The following is a 21,853-nucleotide window of genomic DNA, read 5'->3' on the forward strand; positions in this document are numbered from 1 at the left end:
GCTCAGCTCCGGATGGGCCAGGGTCTGTCGCGCGTCCCGGCCTCCCAATTGTCATGGCGGCCGTCCCAGTACACGACCTTGAGCTCACCGGGGTCGACGTCGTCCAGGCACTGGATGTTGACGGACCGGAACTCTCCACCGAGCTCCTCGACGAACCCGGCGGAGAAGCAATGGATGCCGCAGTGCTTGCAGAACGAGCGGAAGTTCGGGCTCGAGCCCTTCCGGAACTTACCCAGGTGCTCCGCGCCCGCGGTGACGCGGAAGGCGCTCGGCTTCGGGTAGGCCTGCGTGCCACCCACCTTGGTGCAGATGCTGCAATTGCAGCGGCTCACGGGCTCCGACAGGTCCATCTCGGCCTCGAAGCGCACCGCTCCGCAAAGACATCCCCCGGTGTAGTGCTTCAGCTTGCTGTCCTTCGACATGGCGGAATCTCCTCGAACGAGTGAAACGACGCCCATGACTTAGGCAGCCCGCATGACAGGGGTATGTCAGGTATCTACCGGCCCGCCGCCGCGGCAGGGACTCCCCGGCCCGGAGACTGGAGACAGCAGCCCCCCCCCGGCCTTCGACACCTTGCGTCATGTCACTACGGACGCAGAGTCACTGGAAACTGCAACGCAAGGTGGAATCCAGCCTGCCCGCTCGCCGCTGAGGGATGACACTTCCCACCTCGGCGTGGTAACCGGACTCTCCCTCGTTGGTGGTCAAACGGTGTGCGCTCACGCCCGGCCACCAGCCAGGGTGGCCGCTGTGGACCTCGTGGCCGCCCTGACTACCGCAGGAGAAACGAGACATGAGCGTTATGTCAAACGCAGCACTGGCTCTGTCCACGGGTCGCCGGTACCGTGCCTACACCACGCGACACCTGGACGAGCTGACGACTCGGGCCGGGCTCTCAGCGGATGAACGGCTCGCGGTGCAAGCGGTGGCGCACGTGCTGCCCTTCCGGACCAACAGCTACGTCGTGGACGAGCTGATCGACTGGGCCGCCGCGCCCGCCGACCCCATCTACCGGCTCGTCTTCCCGCAGGCGGACATGCTGCCCACGGACGATGTGGCTCGCATGGCGGACCTGCTGAGCTCCGGTGCATCAACCCTGGAGCTGAACGCGGCCGCCAACCAGATTCGCGCGCGGCTCAATCCGCACCCCGCCGGGCAGATGCAGCTCAACGTTCCCAAGCTGGCCAACGAAGAGCCCGTCCCGGGCCTCCAGCACAAGTACAAGGAGACGGTGCTCATCTTCCCCAAGCAGGGCCAGACGTGCCACGCCTACTGCACGTACTGCTTCCGCTGGGCGCAGTTCGTCGGGGACGCGGACCTGAAGTTCGCCTCGCGGGAAATCGAGCCGCTGGTGAACTACATCCGCGCGCACCCCGAGGTCACCAACGTGCTGTTCACCGGTGGTGACCCGATGATCATGACCGAGGCCGTGCTGGCCAAGTATATCGAGCCACTGCTGGACATCGAGCACCTGGAGGCCATCCGCATCGGCACCAAGGCGCTGGCCTACTGGCCGCAGCGCTTCGTCACGGATTCGGACGCGGACGACATCCTGCGCCTGTTCGAGAAGGTGGTCGCCTCCGGCAAGAGCCTGGCCTTCATGGCGCATTTCTCTCATCCCAACGAGATGGTCCCCGAGATTGTCCAGGAGGCGGTGCGCCGCATCCGGGGCACCGGCGCGGTCATCCGCACCCAGGCGCCGCTCATCCGCACCATCAACGACACCCCGGACACTTGGGAGAGCATGTGGCGCACGCACCTGCGCCACGGCATGGTGCCGTATTACATGTTCATCGAGCGGGACACGGGGCCGCAGGACTACTTCGCGGTGCCGCTCGCCGAGGCCTACGACATCTTCCGCAACGCCTACCAGAGCGTGTCCGGACTGGCGCGCACGGTGCGCGGCCCGTCGATGTCCTCCACGCCGGGCAAGGTGTGCGTGGACGGTGTGACGGAGATTGCCGGCGAGAAGGTCTTCGTCCTCCACTTCATCCAGGCGCGCGACCCGGAGCTCGTCGGCCGGCCCTTCTTCGCGAAGTACGACGAGAAGGCATCCTGGCTGTTCGACCTCAAGCCCGCGCTGGGCGCCACCCACTTCCCGTGGGAGGAGCCGTCCGCGCAGTCGTAGCCGCCACGCGGCGGGAGGGTTTGTGACTTCCAGCGTCACACGCCCGCGACGCCTCCCAGGCCAGACGAGCACCCACCCGGCACCTTCCTCCTGGGGCGCACGGTGCATACCGTGGCGTCATGCTCGGCGACCGTTCCTGGGAGGCGTGGATTTCGGAGTACTCGAAAAGCCACACCCATGCTGTCAACCGTCTGTGTCATACGGTGGGCATTCCGATGATTGCGGCCTCGGTCCCCCTGGCCGCCGCATCCCCGTTCGTCCCTCGCCTCTGGAAAGTGCCCGCCGCCCTCTTCGTCGTCGGGTGGAGCTTCCAGTTCGTGGGCCATGCCTTCGAGCGCAAGCCCCCTGAGTTCCTCAAGGACTGGCGCTTCCTCTTCGTGGGCCTGCGGTGGTGGGCCGCGAAAGTGGCGGGCAAGGCTTGACGCCCGCCGGAATCGCTCAGGCCCTGGGAGGCGCCGCTGGCGTGCGCACGTGTTCGGGCCGTATGCCCATGCCCACCAGGCGCGCCGGAATGCGCCGCAGGAAGGGGACGTGCTGGACCAGCCACAGCGGCAAGGGAAGCGCGGTGGACGCCGCCGGGCTTCGCAGCGCGGGCCCAAGCACGCGATTCTGGATGAGGACCTGGGCCCGCTGGGTGAAACGCGTGGGCCACTCCCGGCGCTCCTGGACGCGCCGCAGGTCCATGGGCGTCACATGCCGGGCGAGCAGTGGCCCCGCGAGGATGTTGGCGGCGGCCACCGCGTCCTGCACCGCCAGGTTGATGCCTACCCCACCCACGGGTGACATGGCATGCGCCGCGTCGCCAATGCAGAGCAGGCCCGCCTGGTACCAGGTGCGCAGCCGATCCACCCGCACGGTGAGCAGCTTCACGTCGTCCCACGTCGCCAGCTCGTGGGTCCGGTCCGCCAGAAAGGGCGCCAGCCGGGCGAAGTCCTCGCGGAAGGACGCCAGCCCGGCCTCGCGCAAGGCGTCGAAGCTGCCCTTCGAGATGACACGCCCGCACTGCCACGAGTCGCCCCGGTTGATGAGGACGAAAATCTGTCCCTGCTCGAAGCGGCCCATGGGGTCCTCGGGGTCTTCGGGCTTGCGCGCGACACGGAACCAGAGGACGTCCATGGGCGCGCCCAGGACCTCCACCTCCAGGCCGGCGCGCTGACGCACGACGGAGGTCCGGCCATCCGCCGCCACCACCAGCGACGCACGAACCTCCAATGAGCCCTCCGGCGTCCGGGCCTGGACGCCGACGACACACCCCTTCTCACGCAACACATCCGTCACTTCCGCGCACCGGCGCAGGTGGAAGCCCGGGTACTCGGCGGCCTTCCGCGCGAGGAAGTCGAGCAGGTCCCACTGCGGCATGAACGCGATGTAACGCGCGCGCGTGGGCAGGTGAGAGAAGTCTCCGACGACCACGTCATGGGCGCCGCGCTGGAAGCGCAACACCGGCGCCTTTTGATGCGGCAGGGCCAGGAGTTCCTCCAGCCACCCCAGCTCGTGCATCAGCTCCAGGGTGGAGGGGTGGATGGTGTCGCCGCGGAAGTCACGCAGGAAGTCCGCGTGCTTCTCCAGCACCGTCACCTCCACCCCCGCCCGTGCCAGCAACAAGCCCAGCATCATCCCCGCCGGGCCTCCTCCCACGACACAACACTGCGTGATGCGCACCTCGTCGGCCATGTCAGTCCCCCGCCATCTCAGCCCCAGCCAGCAAGATTCTACGAGCGCCCCCACCCGGAACGACCAGACCTTCCAGGACCGAACGTATCTCCCTGACAGCAGGGCGATTCAAGGGGGGCGCTGCTCGGCGCACAAGAAACGATGTCATTTCAAACCCGTCATGACACACCGCCAGGCCGTCTGCCGAGTCCGACAGAAAGTGTCGGAAACAATGGCTAACAAATATTTCTGAATTTAGATGAAATTCACGGACGCCGGCCGCTGGCTCGAAACCCGGTGCGTGTCCGCGTGAGTGGGGCGGCCCTGGCCTGAGGTGAGGCCTGGGGTGCCCGGCTCGTGTTCGTCGTCTCATCCCAAAGGACGCATCCACATGTCTCGTTTTCGCGCTGTCTCAGTGCGCGCCCTCCAGGGCGCGTTGGTGTCATCCGTTTGCCTTGCTTCAAGCGCCCTCGCCCAGGACCTCCGCGGGACCCCGGCCCCGGTCTTCCTGAGCGGAGAGGACGCGCATTGGGGTTATTCACAGACGGTCAGCCCGCAGCACTGGGGCGAACTCCCGGGCAATGCGTTGTGCGCGGCGGGACTGGACCAGTCCCCCATCGCGCTGGTGACGGCGGAGACGGACCGGCAGCATCACCTGGACGTCCCCAGCTTCCATTACGGCGCCAGCCGCGTGCGCATGACGAACAACGGCCACACCGTGCAGTTCACCTATGACGCCGGCAGCACCCTCCAGGTGGGTGGCAACACGTATCACCTGGCGCAGTTCCATTTCCATACGCCCAGCGAGCACACGAAGGACGGCGTGGAGTACCCGCTCGAAGTGCACCTGGTGCACACCGACGCCCATGGCACGCCGGCCCTGGTCGTGGGCGTGCTCATCAAGGAGGGCCTCGTGCACCCGGGGCTGCTCACCGCCTTCCGGAATCTGCCCAAGCACGCCGGTGAGCACAGCCAGCCCCTGTCCGCGCTCATCAACGCCAGCTCGCTGCTCCCGTTCAACAAGGCGTTCTACAAGTACGTCGGCTCACTCACCACGCCCCCGTGCACCGAAGGGCTCCAGTGGTATGTGATGAAGAACCCCATCGAGATGTCGGACTCGCAGATTGCCGCGTTCCAGCGTCTGCCCTACCTCAACCCGAACAACCGCCCGCTGCAGCCACTGAACGGCCGCGTCGTGAGCGCGCAACGCAGGCACTGAGTTCTCGATGGACACGTCCCAGGCCGGCTCGTTCCGGCCTGGGCGGTATCGCGCCCTACTCCCGCCCCCGCGGCGCGGGACTTGCCACGCCGCAGCCCCACGAGCCCGGCCACGTCGCTCTGCCGCGGGGACTCCGGCGCGCGCCATTCTCCAGCACCCCATGCGACGGGAAGTCCACCGTCGGCTCATGGAACAACCCAATGGACACCAGGCCCTTGCCCGCCAGCTCCTCCCAGATGGCCGAGCCAGGAATGGTGTTGTACCTCTGCAGGTAGACGCGGACGTTGTATTTGACGAGCAGCTTCGAGGCGAACTCGATGGTCCGCAGGCAGTCCTCGCGCGTCTCGAACGGGAAGCCGATGACGAACGAGCACACACACTTGTGGGAGAGCCCCACCTCCTGAAGCATGGCCGCGGCCCGCTCGAGCACCTTCGTCGTGCAGCCCTTGGCAATCTTCTTCAGGCCCTCGTCGTAGCCACACTCGGCGCCGATGAGCATGTGGTTGGTGATGGGGGCCAGGGCTTCGCAGACCTCACCCCGGATGACATCCGTGGCGCGGGCATCCAGGGTGGCCTGGATTTTCATGCCGCGGCGCTTGAGCTCGCGGGTGACGTCGGCGACCCGCTGGATGTCCAGCGTGTAGAGGTCATCGATGATGCTGAAGACCTTGTAGCGCGTGCGCTTGAGGTAGGGATGAAGCCGCTCCAACCGGTCCACGAAGTTGCCCGCGGACACGCCCCGCCAGCTCCCGAGGAACCTGGTGGAGCAGAACGTGCACTTGAACTTGCAGCCCCGGGCGGACTCGGCTGACCGCCCCCCTCTGGCCCACGCTGTTCGCGGTGGCTTCGTTCTCCCTGACGGATGGCTGGGCGAACCTGGGGCATGAGCGTCACTGGAACTGGTACGCCCCCCCGGACCTTCCGGATGTTCCATGGCGGATGCGCGGCCATCGCGGCGGCGGAGCTGATGCTCTTTTTCGCCCTGCTTCAAAGACTGCCCGCATCAATTCTCACCCCGTGAGATTTCGACTCAGCGAGCATGGCATTCTGCAACGCCGTGCTCCCGAAGCCCGAGAACTCCAGAGACACCGGCGGGAATTTGAGAACGCCGCTCGAGCGAGTGCATGACGAAACCTTCCCGCGCCGGGAATGACAGAGCCATGCGTTAGGGTCTCGCCCAGCTGGGAGATTCTTCCCGGCATTCCACTTCGTAGAGGTTTCCTGATGCGTTTTCCTGCCTGGGCGCGCGCGTTGCGCACGACTTCCTTCTGTCTCGTGGGTGCCTGCTCGCTGTTGACGGCCTGCGATTCCAGCGAAGAACCAGGGCCCGGCAACGAGCCCCCGCCCGACACCACCCCTCGTACGCTGACGCTGCTGCAGACGAGCGACCTGCACACGAACATCTTCCCGTGGGACTACTTCTCCGGGAAGCCCGACGCGAAGCGAGGCGTCGCCAAGGTGGCCACGCTCGTCAAGCAGGAGCGGGAGAAGAACCCGGACTGCACGCTGCTCGTCGACACCGGCGACACCATCCAGGGCTCGCCGCTGGGCACCTACTATGCCCTGGTGGACAACACGCCCCAGCATCCCATGGCCGCCGCCATGAACGAGATGGGCTATGCCGCCATGGCCCTGGGCAACCACGAGTTCAACTTCGGCCTGGACGTCCTCAACAAGTTCAAGAGCGAGGTCAACTTCCCACTGCTCGGAGCCAACGTGCGCAACTCCGCGGACGGCTCCGAGGCCTTCACGCCCTACATCATCAAGACGGTGTGTGACGTGAAGGTCGGCATCCTCGGCCTGGTGACGCCTGGCGTGACGACGTGGGAGCGCGCGGAGAACATCGCCGGCCTGCGCTTCGATGACCCGCTTCAGACGGCGAAGGACTACGTGCCGCGGATGAAGGACGCCGGCGCGGACGTCGTGGTGGTGGCCATCCACAGCGGTCCCGACCGGCAGCCGACCGGCAGCGCGAGCAACCCTGAATCGTGGCTGGCCGACTACGCGGATGATTCGAAGTGGGCGGACCGGGGCAACCTCCCGGGAGAGAACCAGGCCGTCCAGATTGCCCAGCAGGTCCCCGGCGTGGATGTCCTCCTCACGGGCCACACGCACCAGCCCATTCCGAAGATGCTGCTGCGGAACGTGGACGGGAGCGAGGTCCTCCTCACGCAGCCCAACCGCTGGGGCAGCCACCTGGCCGACGTCCAGCTCCAGGTCACCTGGGATGGCGGGCGATGGGGCGTGAACACCCATGACGCCCAACTCCACGTCGTGGACGACACGGTGGCGGCGGATGCCGCCGTCACCCAGAGCACCCAGGTCCACCACGACACGACGGTCGCCTACGTGAACCAGAAGATTGGCACCACCACCGGCGTGTTCCCGGGCGGCTTCGCCGGACGCTACGTGGACGGCCCACTGGGGGACCTCATCAACATCGTGCAGGAGCAGGCCGCGCTCGAAGCCGGTTTCGCCGTGGACCTGTCCCTGGGCGCCATCTTCACCAACGATGTCTCGCTGCCCGAGGGAGACGTCACCCTGCGCGATGCCTACAGCGTCTACATCTACGACAACACGCTGTACGTGATGGAGATCAACGGCTCCATCCTCCGGCGCGCGGTGGAGATGAACGCCAACTACTTCGCCACGATTGACCCGGACAACCTGCCCCCGACGCCCGCGGCGGCGAAGGCCACCTCGCCCTCCATCGCGGACTACAACTGGGACCTCTACTCGCACATCGAATACGGCTACGACCTGACGAAGCCCGCGGGCTCGCGGACCACGCACCTGCGCTTCAAGGGCAATGAAGTCACCGATGACCAGGTCTTCATCGTCGCCATCAACAACTACCGCGCGGGCGGTGGTGGCGGCTACAGCATGTTCAAGGAAGGCCGTGTGCTGTGGACGTCCGCGGATGGCGTGCGGGACTACGTCGCGCGCTACCTGCAGCAGAACCAGGGGCTGTCGCCGGACGCGGTGAACACCTGCAACTTCACGCTCGGGCCCGACCTCTACACGCCGTACTACGCGGCCACGTTCGGCCCGGCGAAGTGCCTGACCGTGGAGTAGGCACACGCTGATTTCACGCGGGGCCGGGCGCACGCCGTTCAGGTGCGCCCGGTCTCCGGCGCGAAACTCACTTGCGCCGGGGCGGAGTGGGTGGCGCCTGGTCCTGCGTGCCTGAGATGTTCTGTGGGCTGGCGAGCCGCATGTCTCCCTCGGGCGTGACGACCACATCCGCGCCCAGTCCATCCGTCCCCATGAAGCCGGGCTTCGAGGTCACGCAGGACGTAGCCCGCGAAGTCACGAATGGCCTCCGATTCCTCCCTGAACAGCGGGAGGAGATACGGAATCGCCGCCGCGCCATGAGCCTGGATGCGGCTCGCGAGTCCTTGCGCTTCCGTGCCGACGCCACCGCTGTCATCGACGACCTCAAGGATGCGCTCCACGAGCTGCTGGAGCGAGGTGCTTCCGCCAGGCACGGGTGCGCTGGCCAGCGGGGCGGGCACCATGGGCGTGACGCCATCAATGGCCGGCTGAAGCCCCTTCGCGCGCCGCCAAGGGGCTTCGAGCCATTCTTCGCCGCTCAGAGACAGTACGACGTGGGGAAATAGCATTCGGACACGTTCGTCGAGTACCAGGCCCCGTAGATGCAGATCTCCTGGCGGCGTCGGGTTGCCGTCTGTGTGCAACACCCATCCCGCACCCAGCGGGTCGAGTTATGGGAACAGGCGGCCGCTGCCACGGTGCCCTCCTCGGAATGAAGCGGGACGATGTCCTCGGAGTACAACGCGGACTCGGGTGACACCTCCAGCACCGACATCTCACCCTCGGCGCCGCATCCAGCGACCAGGGCACTTGCTCCCACACACATGGCCAGCATGGGCATGAACCGGAGTTTCAAGGGACCGCTCCTTTCGTGTTTGACATTGCCAGGATCAACATCCCGCGGCCTGGTGGCGAGGGCGGATGAACAGACGGTGCTCGCCCCTGAACACTCTTCGCATTGACAACCACGGCGACATGACCTCTCCGCACGCATGCCAGGCGAGCGCCATCTACAGACACTGGAAAGGTCTGTTCCCAGGCATTCAGCACTGTCGGGCAGAATGCCACCATCCATCAGCACGCGCGGTGCCGTCAGACTCTCTCGGGAATACGCACGCAGGGTCGCGCTGGTGACACGGGTGGTGGGGAATGATGGACGGGAGAAGAGCATCATCAACGTCCACCTCGCCTCGGGCAACGAGAACGCGGCCCTGCGCGCGAAGCAGCTCGACTATCTGGCGGACGTCGTGCGGGCGGAGAGCAAGGGCCCTCCAGCCCGCGAGGTGGTCGTGCAGGGAGACTTCAATGACTCCACGAAGAACGTCGGCGCGGCACTGGAGGACGCCGGGCTGCGCCGCGTGGTGGGCGGATAGAAAGCGAATGGCGATAACTTCAACCAGGTCTGGGTGTCCGCGGGGCTCGATACCGACACCAGCGCCCAGGTGAAGGCGGACGGCGTCACCGACCACAAGCACGCCGGCTACACCGTCCTCCGCTGAGACCATCCACGGCCAAGGGACCGCCGCATCGACAGCGCGTACTGCTCGGCAGGGGGTTGTACTCCCACCACCAGGGCATGTCGGTCAGGCCGAGGACGCTTCGCCGACATTCAAAGCGGGGAACGCACGCAGTGGCACCTGCCGGGAGGCGTGGCGCAATGGGCGGACCGCAGCATCCCAAGCCCCTGTACTAGCGGCGGACATCCACAAGGAACTCCAGCCCATCCTGGTGGAAACACTGCGTGAACATCGCGTGTCGCCGAAGCGGCTGAAGTTGCGCGCAGCCCGCTCGCGGTAGCCCCCCCTTGATTTCCGGGTGCGCCGTGTGGGGCTTTCCGGGGAAGAACGCGCCCACGCAGCGCGGAAGAATCAAGGAAGCATCGGACTCTCAGAATTCTTCCATACCATGAGGCAGACACGGCGCCACCGTGGGGGGGCCGGCTCGGTCCCGCTTGAGGGAAGTGTGGTACGAGAAGCCCGTTCCGCGAACCGGAGGATTGCTTTGACGTTGTTTCGAGTGTGTCTGACTTCGCTGCTGGTCTTCGTGGCCGCCTGCGGGGGGGATTCGGATCCCGTAGTGACTCCTGACGCCGGCCAGACGCGACCGGACGCGGGCGGCGAAACGCCGGACGCGGGCGGCGAAACGCCGGACGCGGGGGAAGAGGCGCCTGACGCCGGTGAGGAAACGCCGGACGCCGGCAGCGAGACGCCGGACGCGGGCGAGGAAATCCCGGACGCCGGCGGCGAGACGCCGGACGCGGGCGAGGAAATCCCGGACGCTGGCAGTGAGACGCCGGACGCGGGCGAGGAAATCCCGGACGCTGGCAGTGAGACGCCGGACGCCGGCAGTGAGACGCCTGACGCGGGTGTGGAGCCCGGGGGGAGCGTCATCGACAACTGGGGCTTCGAAGAGTGGCCCGGTGCGCTTCCGGAGATGTGGCTCGGGAGCAAGTCGAACATCACGTCGGACAGCGTGCAGAAGGTGACCACGAACGCCTTCGAGGGCGTGAACGCCGTCCGCCTGACCAACACTTCGGGGACGCACCGGCGCTTCACCACCGGAGCGAAGTCGATGCCCGCGGGCCGCTACGCCTGCACCTTCCAGGCGCGGGGCATTGGCGACGTTCGAAACGCCTTCTTCGACGACGACTACTCCAGCTACTCGTCCTACACGGCCGTCAACAGCGCGACGTGGACGCAGGTGGCGTACAGCTTCAACCTCGCCAACAACGTCTTCGACACCTTCGAGCTCATCTTCAGCATCCGCAACACCAGCGGCGAGCACCTGAGCATCGATGACGTGCGCTGCACGCGGGCCGCCGAGCCGTGTGACGATGTCAGCTGCGAGTCCTGGGAGCGCTGCGTGAATGCCACCGCGACCTGCGAGCCGCTCGCCGGCCGGTGCAACGCTGCCGAGGACTGCAGCGAGTGGCAAGCCTGCGACGAGACGAACACGTGCGTGGTCGCCGCCGACCGCTGCACCCGCCACGCGGATTGCGCGGGGACGCCGGAGACGCCGGTCTGCGATACGGCCAGCCACCTCTGCGTCGAGGGCGACCCTTGCGCCGGCGTCGTGTGCAATCACCCGGCGACGAGCTGCAACCCCACGAGCGGCGTGTGCGAGCTGTCCGCGGGAGCCTGCTTCACCACGTACGACTGCGTGGGTGAGCTGCCGGCCTGCGACACGGCGACCGGACGCTGCGTGTCCGCCGACCACCCCGCGAACATCATCCGCAATGGTGGGTTCGAGAGCTGGAACACCTACAACATCCCCTACCACGGCAACCATCTCATCCCGGACTACTGGTACGGGCTCGACAACGGCGTCGCCGACCCGGGCACGGAAATCAGGCCCTCGCGACTCGTGCGCTACACGGCGGCGGTGCATGGCGGTTCGTCGGCGCTGCAGTTCGTGGTCCCCATCCAGGTCGCCGAGCGCTTCACGCTCGAGAAGTTCAACGTCCCCAGCGGCAACTACTCCTGCTCGTACCGGGTGCGGGGCCACGGCACCATCCGGCATCGCAGCTACTCGAGCGCCGGCTGGAGCCCGGCCACCGACTTCCTCACCGTCGACAGCGACGAGTGGCAGCCGGTGTTCTTCCGCATCACGGGCAACGTGCGTGACTGGCGCCTGTTCTTCTATCCGAGCCGCAGTGAAGCCGACCGCGACCACCTCCAGGTCGACGACGTCGTCTGCACGAAGGACTAGCGAGCCGCGGCGAAGGACCGCGGGCTTCCAAGCCCGCGGTCCTCCGCCTCCCGCCCGGTGCCCTCAAGAGGGCGACCTGCCCCCGACGCCGCCATGAGCCACGACGCCGGGAAGGCGCATCAGGAGCGGCGATGCGCCCAGGCGCCGTGGCTCAGGGCAGCGGCACCGGGATGGGGGCCGGGTAGGACCAACTGTTGATGACGCCGTCCGGGCCGAGCGAGCCGTTGAGGTTCCAGCCCCAGGCGAAGACGGAGCCATCCCCGCGCACGGCGATGACGTGGGTGGCGCCCATGCCCATGGAGGACAGCGGCGCGACCTCCGCCGAGGAGGCCGTGGGCTCCGGATGCGACTGCACCGTGGAGCCCAGGGCGAGCTGGCCGTTGTGGTTCTGTCCCCACGCCATCAGCGAACCGTCCGCGAGCCGCGCGAAGCTGTAGTTACCGTTGGCGAACACCGCGCGCGCCTGGGTGACGTTCTTCACCTTCACCGGCGTGGCGCTCTCGCCGCCCGGGGTGAGGGCGCCCGTCCCGAGCTGGCCGCTGGCGTCCAGGCCCCACGCGGACACCGTGCCGTCCGCGTGCACCGCGAGGATGTGGTCGCGGCCGTTGGCGATGTCCACCACGTCCGTCACGCCCGGCACCTGGTTGGGGAGCGGGTGGCTGTCACCGTCGACCACGCCCGTGCCCAGGTTGCCGTAGTCGTTGCGCCCCCACACCCACACGGTGCCATCGCGCTTGAGCGCCGCCGAGTGCATGGAGCCGCCAATCACCTTCACCACGTCCGTCAGGCCCGACACCACCACGGGGTAGTCCCGCGACGCGGTGGTGCTGTCGCCCAGCTGACCGTTCTGGTTGTTGCCGAAGGCGCGCACCGTGCCGTCCTCCATCAGCACCAGCGAGTGGCGGAAGCCCGGGCCCACCGCGACCGCGCCCGTCAGCCCCGGCACGCGCGTGGCGGAGTAGCGAGGGGTGACGTCCGGCGTCCGCGTCTCGCCCTCCACGGGCGGCGTGCCCAGGCCGAGCTGGCTGTCTCCGTTCTCTCCCCACGTCCACACCTCGCCGCCAGCGGTGAGCGCCATGGCGAAGTTCTGGTTGAAGGCGATGGAGGTCACCGACTCCAGGCCCGGGACCGCCTGCGGGTTCTTCTGGTCCGTCGTCACGTCCGCGCCCAGGCCGAGCTGGCCACGGTTGTTGCGACCCCACGTGTAGACAAGGCCATTGCGCACCGTGCCGCTGTGCAGGCCGCCCGCGGAGGCCAGGCCGCCGAAGTGGAAGGACACCGTCGACTCGCCCGTGTTGCCCCGCGCGTCACGCGCCTTCAGCGTCACGACGTTGGCGCCCGGCCGAGGAGTCACCTCGAAGGCCAGCGTGCCCTCGGCGTTCGCAGGGGCGTCCAGGGACTGCTCCGCACCGCCGTTGAGCGAGTAGCTCACGCCCGCCACGCGCTTGTTGTCCGTGGCCACGGCCTCCACGCGCACGCGGCGCACGCTGATGGCGAGGCCCTCGTCCGGAGACACCACCTGCACCTGGGGCGGCTCGGTGTCCGGGACATAGCGCACCGTCGTCACCTGGGAACCCTTGCCCCCGGACTGGTCCACCGCCTCCAGGTGCACCGTGTTGTCACCCTCGCGCAGGGTGAGGTCCACGGCGAATGTCCAGGCACCACTGACCGCGGTGGCATCCACGGGAACGGCTTCGCCGTCGTTCAATCGCGCGGTCAGGTCGGCCAGTGTCCCCGGCGCGTTCACCCGGCCGGTCAGCCGGACGACGGCGTCATCCGACTCGAAGCCGGACACCGGGGTGGTCACCGTCACGCGAGGGGGAGCGGGAACGCCGGGCGTGTTCTCCACGTCCGACCCGCAGGCGGAAAGGAACAGGGCCACAAGCGCCAGGGCGCAGGCACGGAACTTCATGGGACTCCTTGGGACATAAATTGAGATTGACTTGCAGAATCAGAACTCGTTCCACCTCTTATCTCTCGTGACGCAGGGTGCGCAAGAGGGGGATGCCGCGAGCCGTCACTTCATTTCTCCGAGGGACGAAGGCGCTTTGGCGCACGGAGACGCGGCGGCGGGCGCGTCCGTCCACACTGCGCCACACGTAGCAAGCGCATGCACACCGGCAGATGCACTCCCGCCGCCCATCCCATCAGCGTCCGTATGAAACCGTTATCAACCGCCCCCTCCATGCGTTGTCTGGGAGCAAGTGCTCGAAGAGGTCTCAAGCCTGACCTCAGGCAGCCGGCAGTCCGCGCGCATGCCAATGAGGCCTTGGGTGCAAGATTCGCGGTGATGAGAAGAGTATCTGTCCGCGCGTCCGCGCCACCCCGGAGCAAAGCACGGCATGAGCAGGGTGATATGTCCAAAGGGAGTCATGTGGCGCCTCCTCAGACCTGGCGCACGGGCAGAGGTTCCGGCAGCGGCGCTCCTCGGCCGCGCAGCACCTGCCCTCCCCCGCGGCGGCGCATCCATCCGGCCTATGGATACTCCGGGCAGCGCATGGGTATCCTCTCTTCCATGACGCTCGTTATCCGCCAGGCGCAGTTGGAAACCTTCGGAGAGGCTTCTCTCCATCGGTTCGAGTCGCGGCTCTGCGACCTTGTGCGCCAGCACTGGCCGGAGTCGTGCGAGGCGATGTCGCCGTCCGCCCTCCAAAAGTTCGTAGAGGACGGCATCGCGCGGGGCCGGAACTACGGCGTCACCTCTGAAAGAGACCTCGCGCGCTTCGTCAACGTCCAGTTCGCGCTCGGCGCAGGGTTCGACACCAATCCCCGCTATGCGTGGGCCGCCGACGTGCTCAAGGCCTCTGGCGTCCCCGCGTCCACACGCGTTGACCAACTCTGCGAACTCACCGCCGGGGCCCTGCGATGAGCACTCATGAGAACTTTGCCCGCCTCCAAGCCGAGACTCAGTCCTTCCCGGACCGCCCCGTGGACTCGGCGGTGGAGCCCTGCCCTCTCCAACAAAAGGTGCGAATCCGCCTGGTGGTGCGGAATCACGACTTTGGCGTGTACACCCACAAGAAGTACCGGCTGACCATCGGCTCGGCATCCATCGACGGAAACACGGGCGACCGTGGCATGGTCGACCAGTTGGTCCCCAAGGAGGCACGCAAGGCGGTCCTCAAGGTGTGGCTCGCCGAAGGGCTCCCGCCGCGTACGTGGAACCTCGAGTTGGGCAAGCTCAAGCCCCCATCCACCGCCCAAGGCGTACAGGCACGATTGAGCAACCTCGGGTTCGAACAGGGCCCTGTAGACGGCGACGCGGGCGCCGAAACGCGACAGGCCCTCATGGCCTTCCAAGCGGACTTTGGCATTGAGCCAAGTGGCGAGCTTGACGACGGTACCCGGTCGCGCATCGACGCGGTCTACCGGTCGCGCCAGGAGGCGCCCTCACTCGAGGGCGTCTGGCGTCCGAAACCAGGCAAACGATTCAAGCGTTCAAAGGATCGCACGGCGAATCCGCCGGTTCCCGGTGTCCGCGATAAATAGGCTGCGCCCGGCCTGGTCAACCGCCAGGCCACGAGGCCCATTCATCTGAGCCGCCCCCGGCAGACCGCCGTCACCCGCGAAACCGGCTGCGCCCGTCCCCACCAGCGTGGTGATGATTCCTTCCTCGACCTTGCGCACACGCGCTTGCGGCGTGCATGCGATGTAGACCACGCCCGCGCCATCCACGGCGAGCCCCTGCGGGGTGTCGATCTGCGCCGCATTCGCCGCGGCACCATCCCCCGTGTGGCCCTGCACGCCCGTGCCCGCCAGCGTGTTCATCGTGAAGGTGTCCGTGGTGTCGTCATACTCAATCATGCGGACACGGTGGTCGCCGACGGTCGCCACGTAGACGTTGCGCGAGTTGTCGACTGTGACAGCGACTGGTGTGTGGAGCGATGCCGCGGCGGGCGCCCCACCATCGCCCGCGAACGCCGCGTTGCCGTCACCCGCGAAGGTAGTGATTGCCCCGGTAGCGATTGAGAGCGCGCGGATGCAGTTGTTGCCTTGGTCGCAGATGTACAGCACGTCGCCCTTGAAGTCATAGGCGACGTCGGTGGGGGTGTCGAGTTGCGCGAGCAGGGCGTCACCGTTGTCCCCGCCGAACCCCTGGGTCCCATTGCCCGCGACGAGCGAGATGTTGCGGGACCTGAGGTCGACGCGGCGCACGCGGTGATTCCCACTGTCCGCCACGTAGAGAGCATGGTTGTCGCGGTCGTAAGACAGCCCGCCCGGAGTGTCCAACCGCGCCGCCGCAGCGGGATGATTCGCGTCGCCCGCGTGACCGTTGTTGCCGTCACCCGCGCACGTGTAGATGTCGACCGCGCCGTCCACCCTCCGGACACGGTGATTGACGGAGTCCGCGATGAAGACATCCTCACGCCCACAGGCAACCGCCAGCGGGGTGTCGAGTTCGGCTCCTCTGGCATCAAAGTCGTCGCCATCGAACCCTTGCGTGCCGTTCCCCGCGAACTCGTCGATGGTGCCATCCGCCACCGTGACCTTGCGAACCCGGTGGTGCCCTCGGTCGACGATGTAGACATCGTCCGTGGAGTCGACCGCGACGCCACAGACGGTGTTGAACGTCGCCGCGGTCGCGAGCCCGCCGTCGCCCCCGTTACCATTGGCGCCCGTACCCGCGAACGTGCTGATCGTACCGTCCGCCTCGTTCACTTTTCGCACGCGGCGGTTGCCCCGGTCGGCGATGTACACGTTGCCCGTGGAGTCGACCGCCACGCCACCAGGCGCGTTGAGATGGGCTGAGTCCGCATCCGCGCCGTCCCCCCAGAATCCTTGCGTCCCATCGCCAGCGAAGGCCGTGATGAGTCCCGCCGAGACCAGGCGCACGCAGTGGTTGCCTGTATCCGCGATGTAGAGCCCGCCGCCCGCGTCCACCGCCACCGCGGTCGGCGCGTTCAGTGTCGCGGCGGCAGGAGGGCCGTCGTCGCCCGCGTGGCCCGCGACACCTGTGCCCGCGAAAGTTCGGATCTTCCCCGTCGTCAGGTTCACGCAGCGGATGCGGTTGTTGCCTGTATCCGCGATGTAAAGCAGGTTGTCTGCCACCGCGAGCGCCAGGCCGCTGGGGGCGTTGAGCAGGGCCGCGGTGGCGAGCCCCCTGTCGCCCCCGAAACCCGGGGCTCCAGTCCCCGCGATGGTGGTGATGATTCCCGTGGACAGGTTGACCTCGCGGACCCGGTGCGACACCGAATCCGCGATGAAGAGGCGGTTGCGTGATGCGTCCATCGCGAGGCCCGCCGGCGTGCGGAGCCGGGCGTTCGTAGCCAGCGCGTTCGAGTCGCCCGCGTACCCCTGGTTGCCGTCTCCAGCGAGCGCGCGGATGTCCCCCGAAGCGTCGATGACGCGCACACGGTGATGCCCGGGGTCCGAGACGTACACGTTCCAATCCGCGTCGTACTCCAGGTGCGTTGGCGTGTTGAACTGCGCGGCGGCCGCCTGTCCCGCGTCGCCCACGTTGCCGTTCACACCCGTGCCCGCGAACGTCGAAACGGACGCCGGGAACATGCCGAAGAAGTTGTGGATGGAGAGCGAGCAAGGCCCGTTCGGACAGACGCGCGGGTGTCGATGGCACCCGACCTGCGGGGCGCCGCAAGCGCCGGCGAACGCGACGCGGGCGGAAGCCACGGCGGCGCGCGCGACCTCCGCCAGCGTCAGGCTGGGCGTGCCACAAATGGCGGCCACGGCGGCGATTCGAGGCAGGAGCTTGGCGTTCACGTTGTCGATGAGCATCGCGGGTGCGAACGCCCGTGGATTGATGGGAATCGCGGGTGCCAGCGCGGCGGCCGCCGCGATTGCCACGCGGACATCCGCACGGATGGCCGCCATCGCAGCCACCGCGGTAGCGGCTGCTTCCGCCGGCCCTTGTGAGAAATTGCCTCCCGGCTGGCCGATTCGCGCCTGGGACGCGGCGCATACGGCCGCGGTCACCGCCGTCTTGATTTGCGCGTCCGTCGGCACGTTGGCCCCGTTGCGCGCGTGGGCTGCGAGGACGATGCGCGTCGCGAACTCGGTGGGGATGGCGTCGTGTACCACCTCGATGGTGTCGGCGTGCGCCGCACAGCCGTGCGCCTGCGCTGCCGCCTCTTTCGCCTGGCTCGGCAGCGTCGGAACGTTCAACGGGTCGCTCAGCAGGTCTGCGATCACGATTTCGACGAAGTTCGTGACCTCCTGGGCGCACTTCGCGGCGGCGAGCATCACGCAATCGACGATCGCGGCGGCCAGGGCCTGGGCATTGACGTGCGACGCGACGGCCGCCGTCGCCACAACGGTCCCCAGGGCCCCAGCGAGCGAGGCATGCGTGGCCGCCAATCCCGCCATGTCGGCCGCCCGCTGCGCGAGCGTGCGCGGAGGGACCTGGACCGCGGGGACAAGCATGGCGTTGGCCACGAGCGGAATCTTGCTTTCGATCGCCGCCTGGTATGCCGCGCCTACCGCGACCTGGGCCCGCGTGCCCAGCACGTTCTGGTAGACATCAATCTCCGCCGCGGCCGTGGCGAGGAGCGACACCGCCGCGCCGTTGATCTCCTCCGGAGTATTGGCGGCGTCCGCGTAGCACGGCCCACGGGCCGCGCCCGGCCACAGGAGGCCCACGTTGCCCCGCGGCCCCGCGTACTTCGCGGCGAACTCCGCCCCCCCGGTGTCCATCCGGTGGTCGTCGTCCCACTCGCGGCTCTCATACGCCGTCACGCCATCGCCGATGTTCGGGTGGCCGAACGCATTGCCCCAACCGAACGAATAGACAATCAGGTACTCCGCCGCGCGATTGGGGCGCGGAACGTACGGGGTGTGGCCCACGGGCGAACCGTGGTGTCCCGCGACGAGTCCCACGCACCGCTGGTCCACCCCGTGGCGGAAGACCTGCTGATTGGCCATGTGGGGTAATTGCTCGAACGTCGCATCCCCCGTGAGCAGCATGTACTCCCCAGCCACCCCGGGGTTCTCGAGCCGCAACGCGAGCCCCGAGTTGTTCGTGTCGTTGCCCGAGCACTTGATGACGCGGAAGTGCGAATGCGTGGACCTGCGCATGACCGGGGCATTGTGCCAGTCCTCGTCGGGCCACTTGTGGAGGGTGCACCCGTCGCCATCGAGCGTCTGCTCCAGCGCCTCCGCGCTCATGCTCTTCTGGATCGAGGCGCGCCAGGCGATGTTCGACCGATCTTGCGCTGGTGCCAGGATGTGAATGTTGTTGATGGCATGCGCGTTCGACAGCTGGAGCATCGCGCGGTAGTGGTCCTCGTCCCAGTGCGACTGGATCACGCGAGAGTAGGCGACGTCGATGCAGTACGTGGGCGCTGGGTGGGGATAGGTGAACTGACTGCCGCTCATCCCGCCCCCCAGGTCGTAGTAGATGAACGGGCGCCAGTTGTCGTTGAAGACGACGTTGCAGTTGCCCTGCCCCACGTCGACGACCACCACGAAGCGCGGCCTGCTTGCCGCCCCGACGGGGAACCAGTTCTGGAGCAGGGCGTCAGCGGTCCCTTGATTGAGATTGATGATCGGCACGGTTCAGCCCTCCTGCCAGATTCGGCTCAAGCGCATCAGCTTCCGCAGCGCCCAGGGCGTGTCTGGAACCCGGGCGATGCCGCGCATGAACCACCGGGAGTCGATTACGCCGGACAACCCAGCCAGGGCCGGGTTGGTGGCGCCTTGGGGCACGAAATGGATGTCGACTGCCGCCAGGGGGCGATTGTCGCGAGGGTCATCGTTGCGGTTGACCACCATCTCCACCCAGTTGCCTGGAAAGAAGTAGGGCGCGTCGCCGTCGATCGCGGTGACAATATCCCTCAGCACGTTGGCCGAAACGGTCAGGTCCACGATGCAGAACTTGCTGTCCTGCCCCGCCGTGTTCCAGCGCGGCATGTCGCGGAGATCGTCATGGAGCTGGCCGAACCACTGCTGGTCGATGCACTCGAAGATGACATGGAAGTAGGGAACTCCCTTCGAGTCCTCTCGTTCGATGTCGCGAATGTACCCGTACAGGTACTCGTCGTAGACCACCAGCGCGTCGAGATCCCCGTGGTTGTTCACCTCGAAGACCTGGACCTCGTGCGGGTGGTCGGCGCCCAGGTCCATCTCCAACGCCTCGGCACACCCTTCACCGCACTCGCCCTCGGCATTGCAGACGGTGCAGATATTGACGCCACAGTGCAGACAGGCGTCAAAGTCGTCCCGGTGGCCGAAAGGGTCCCTGCAAGGAATGTACATGGCAGCTCTTCCGCAGGCCGCCGGCGCCTGGGCCCCCTCGCGCGTGATGGACGCCCGGCTGTCGGAGATTGTCTCGCGCCCGCTGGCGGGTAACAAGCACTGCCGCAGAAATTCCTTGGGCAAAGCTGTGCTGCGCGGCTGAACGCGCTATCTGAACAAGTGGATGAGCCGCATCCAGCGACTGACCGGCTGCAGGTGACGGGGGGAGTGGCTCTGCCTCGGGCAGCCAGCCATCGGCTGCGCTCCTTTTCGGCAGCCCTGCCTGCTCGCCGCCGAGGTCCACCGCTTCCTCGCCTGTAGCACGTCCTGGGTGAAACACACGTGTCACAGCCGCATCGGCGCTGAAGCTGCCACAGTGCATCATTTGCATCGGGGTCCGAGACACCTCAGCCCCGGGTCAGACATTGTCTCTTGCGTGTCTTTCGTTACCCATCTTCCGCGCGCCCGAATCTCGTGGTCTTGCAAGGGTGCCGTGGCAACAGACTTCTGCCCCCGGAGCGGACGACAGGCGTCCTCCCGGCGCCACGGCTCGGTTCCCCCACTGAGAAATGGAGTTCGTGATGAAACACCCCCTCTTGAGCATGTTCGGGCTCGCCGGCATCGTCTGCGCCTCGGGTGCCCCTTCCATCGCCGAGGCACAGGTCCCACCCCCGTCCTGGGTGCGCCAGCTCGGCGCCCACCATGACGAGCAGGCCAACGCCGTGGCCGTCTCGGGCACGAGCGTCTACGTGGCAGGCCAGACGACCAGCCAGCTCGGTGCCGACCCGCGAGCCGGCGGCCAGGACGCCTTCATCGCCCGGTACGACACCGCCGGCAACCTCCAGTGGGTCCGCCAGTTCGGCACCGCGCAGACGGACCGCGCCACCGCCGTGGCCGCCGACGCGGACGGCAACGTGTACGTGGCCGGCACCACCTTCGGCAGCCTCGACTTCTACACCAACGCGGGCGGCATCGATTACTTCATCGCCAAGTACGATGCCGCCGGCAACCGCCTGTGGCTGCGCCAGAACGGCACGCAAATGGACGACTTCGCCACCGGCCTCGCCGTCAGCGCGCCCGACAAGCTCTTCTTCACCGGCTATACCGGCGGCAGCTTCGCCAACGGCGGCAACCCCAGCAACTACGACATCGTCGTCGCCCTCTACGACACGGCGGGCAACCCCTACTGGCTCCAGCAGTACGGTACTTCCGCGAGCGACATTGCGCGCGGCATCGCCGTCACGCCCACCCACGAGGTCTACGTCGTCGGCAACACCTACGGCAGCCTCGACGGCACCACCACGCCGGTGAGCACCGACATCTTCCTGCTCAAGCTCAACATCCTCGGCACCCAGCAGTGGGTCCGGCAAATCGACGCGGGCGAGCTCGATGATGCCAAGAGCGTCGCCGTGGGCCCCGACGGCGGCGTCTACCTCGCTGGCGAGACGTTCGGCAGCCTCGATGGCAACACCAACAACGGCACCGTTGACGTGTTGCTCGCCCGCTACGACAGCGCTGGCAACCGCCAGTGGAGCCGCATGCTCGGCGGCGCGCAGACCGACTACGCGTTCGGCGTCTCCGTCACCGCGAACAACATCGTGCAGCTCGTCGGCTATACCTCCGCCGCGCTCGACGGCAACCCGCCTGCTGGCTCCTTGGACGCCTTCCTCGCCCGCTACGACGCGCTCGGCACCAAGCTGGGTACCCGCACCCTGGGCACCCCGTTCCACGACAGCGCCCGCGGCGTGGCCGTGGACGCCTCCGGCAACGCCTACGTCGCCGGACAGACCTTCGGAAGCCTCGGCGGCAACACCAACGCCGGCGGCTACGACGCCTTCCTCGCCCGCTTCTGATTTGACAGGAATCCCATACGGCCCGTTCCGACGCGATACTCCGGAACGGGC

General features: G+C 67.2%; 18 protein-coding genes. 10 read left to right on the plus strand and 8 right to left on the minus strand.

Translation table 11 applies throughout. The features are described 5' to 3' along the window. Nucleotides 1-2 precede the first annotated feature (2 nt). Entirely contained in the window at nt 3-422 is a 420-nt protein-coding gene (locus BHS09_RS32275) for a GFA family protein (protein ID WP_140799934.1), read from the minus strand. Nucleotides 423-793: 371 nt separating this feature from the next. On the opposite strand from BHS09_RS32275, the gene BHS09_RS32280 reads away from it, so the two are divergent. Further along, a complete protein-coding gene (locus tag BHS09_RS32280) occupies nt 794-2,128 on the plus strand; it encodes a KamA family radical SAM protein (protein WP_140795231.1) in 1,335 nt (444 codons plus the stop codon). 119 nt (nt 2,129-2,247) lie between these two features. Next, on the plus strand, nt 2,248-2,550 hold the full coding sequence (locus BHS09_RS32285) for an Mpo1-like protein (RefSeq protein ID WP_140795232.1): 303 nt from the start codon (nt 2,248-2,250) through the stop codon (nt 2,548-2,550). Between the two features lie 16 nt (nt 2,551-2,566). On the opposite strand, the gene BHS09_RS32290 is transcribed toward BHS09_RS32285, so the two are convergent. Continuing rightward, nucleotides 2,567-3,802, minus strand: a complete 1,236-nt coding sequence (locus tag BHS09_RS32290; protein WP_140799935.1) for an FAD-dependent oxidoreductase — start codon at nt 3,800-3,802, stop codon at nt 2,567-2,569. Nucleotides 3,803-4,172: 370 nt separating this feature from the next. Here BHS09_RS32290 and BHS09_RS32295 point away from each other — a divergent pair, with 370 nt between their 5' ends. Then, entirely contained in the window at nt 4,173-5,000 is an 828-nt protein-coding gene (locus tag BHS09_RS32295; RefSeq protein ID WP_140799936.1) for a carbonic anhydrase, read from the plus strand. A 55-nt stretch (nt 5,001-5,055) separates the two neighbouring features. Here the strand turns inward: BHS09_RS32295 and BHS09_RS32300 are convergent, their stop codons facing one another. Then, complete coding sequence (locus tag BHS09_RS32300; protein WP_140799937.1) at nt 5,056-5,934, minus strand: B12-binding domain-containing radical SAM protein; 879 nt, start codon at nt 5,932-5,934, stop codon at nt 5,056-5,058. Nucleotides 5,935-6,224: 290 nt separating this feature from the next. On the opposite strand from BHS09_RS32300, the gene BHS09_RS32305 reads away from it, so the two are divergent. Next, nucleotides 6,225-8,075, plus strand: a complete 1,851-nt coding sequence (locus BHS09_RS32305) for a bifunctional metallophosphatase/5'-nucleotidase (RefSeq protein ID WP_140799938.1) — start codon at nt 6,225-6,227, stop codon at nt 8,073-8,075. Nucleotides 8,076-8,142: 67 nt separating this feature from the next. On the opposite strand, the gene BHS09_RS38765 is transcribed toward BHS09_RS32305, so the two are convergent. Next, nucleotides 8,143-8,313, minus strand: a complete 171-nt coding sequence (locus BHS09_RS38765; RefSeq protein ID WP_162520987.1) for a hypothetical protein — start codon at nt 8,311-8,313, stop codon at nt 8,143-8,145. A gap of 58 nt (nt 8,314-8,371) precedes the next feature. On the opposite strand from BHS09_RS38765, the gene BHS09_RS38935 reads away from it, so the two are divergent. Beyond that, nucleotides 8,372-8,620, plus strand: coding sequence for a hypothetical protein (locus BHS09_RS38935; protein ID WP_174258953.1), 249 nt, complete (start codon nt 8,372-8,374; stop codon nt 8,618-8,620). On the opposite strand, the gene BHS09_RS38770 is transcribed toward BHS09_RS38935, so the two are convergent. Then, nucleotides 8,593-8,910: a hypothetical protein gene (locus tag BHS09_RS38770; RefSeq protein ID WP_140795237.1), complete on the minus strand. Its 318-nt coding sequence runs from the start codon at nt 8,908-8,910 to the stop codon at nt 8,593-8,595. The genes BHS09_RS38935 and BHS09_RS38770 overlap by 28 nt on opposite strands. Before the next feature lie 286 nt (nt 8,911-9,196). Between BHS09_RS38770 and BHS09_RS32315 the strand changes: the two genes are divergently transcribed. Together BHS09_RS32315 and BHS09_RS32320 are read left to right on the plus strand one after the other, a co-directional pair. Continuing rightward, complete coding sequence (locus BHS09_RS32315) at nt 9,197-9,427, plus strand: exonuclease/endonuclease/phosphatase family protein (protein ID WP_140799939.1); 231 nt, start codon at nt 9,197-9,199, stop codon at nt 9,425-9,427. Nucleotides 9,428-10,130: 703 nt separating this feature from the next. Then, complete coding sequence (locus BHS09_RS32320; protein WP_261344753.1) at nt 10,131-11,762, plus strand: invertase recombinase-like protein; 1,632 nt, start codon at nt 10,131-10,133, stop codon at nt 11,760-11,762. 151 nt (nt 11,763-11,913) lie between these two features. Here the strand turns inward: BHS09_RS32320 and BHS09_RS32325 are convergent, their stop codons facing one another. Next, complete coding sequence (locus BHS09_RS32325) at nt 11,914-13,674, minus strand: RCC1 domain-containing protein (RefSeq protein ID WP_237079951.1); 1,761 nt, start codon at nt 13,672-13,674, stop codon at nt 11,914-11,916. 603 nt (nt 13,675-14,277) lie between these two features. Here BHS09_RS32325 and BHS09_RS32330 point away from each other — a divergent pair. Next, nucleotides 14,278-14,631, plus strand: a complete 354-nt coding sequence (locus BHS09_RS32330) for a hypothetical protein (RefSeq protein WP_140795239.1) — start codon at nt 14,278-14,280, stop codon at nt 14,629-14,631. Nucleotides 14,632-14,690: 59 nt separating this feature from the next. After that, nucleotides 14,691-15,251 (plus strand): peptidoglycan-binding domain-containing protein, encoded by a 561-nt coding sequence (locus tag BHS09_RS32335; RefSeq protein WP_161605190.1) that lies wholly within the window; start codon nt 14,691-14,693, stop codon nt 15,249-15,251. On the opposite strand, the gene BHS09_RS32340 is transcribed toward BHS09_RS32335, so the two are convergent. Together BHS09_RS32340 and BHS09_RS32345 are read right to left on the minus strand one after the other, a co-directional pair. Continuing rightward, nucleotides 15,201-19,268 carry an NHL domain-containing protein gene (locus BHS09_RS32340; protein WP_140799941.1) on the minus strand — a complete coding sequence of 1,356 codons (4,068 nt, stop codon included), beginning with the start codon at nt 19,266-19,268 and terminating at the stop codon, nt 15,201-15,203. The genes BHS09_RS32335 and BHS09_RS32340 overlap by 51 nt on opposite strands. Before the next feature lie 3 nt (nt 19,269-19,271). Continuing rightward, nucleotides 19,272-19,970, minus strand: a complete 699-nt coding sequence (locus BHS09_RS32345; RefSeq protein ID WP_140795242.1) for a hypothetical protein — start codon at nt 19,968-19,970, stop codon at nt 19,272-19,274. A 560-nt stretch (nt 19,971-20,530) separates the two neighbouring features. Between BHS09_RS32345 and BHS09_RS32350 the strand changes: the two genes are divergently transcribed. Further along, on the plus strand, nt 20,531-21,802 hold the full coding sequence (locus BHS09_RS32350) for an SBBP repeat-containing protein (protein WP_237079952.1): 1,272 nt from the start codon (nt 20,531-20,533) through the stop codon (nt 21,800-21,802). The last annotated feature ends 51 nt before the right edge of the window (nt 21,803-21,853 follow it).

Source organism: Myxococcus xanthus (genome assembly GCF_006402735.1).
GTDB classification, from domain to species: Bacteria; Myxococcota; Myxococcia; order Myxococcales; family Myxococcaceae; genus Myxococcus; species Myxococcus xanthus_A.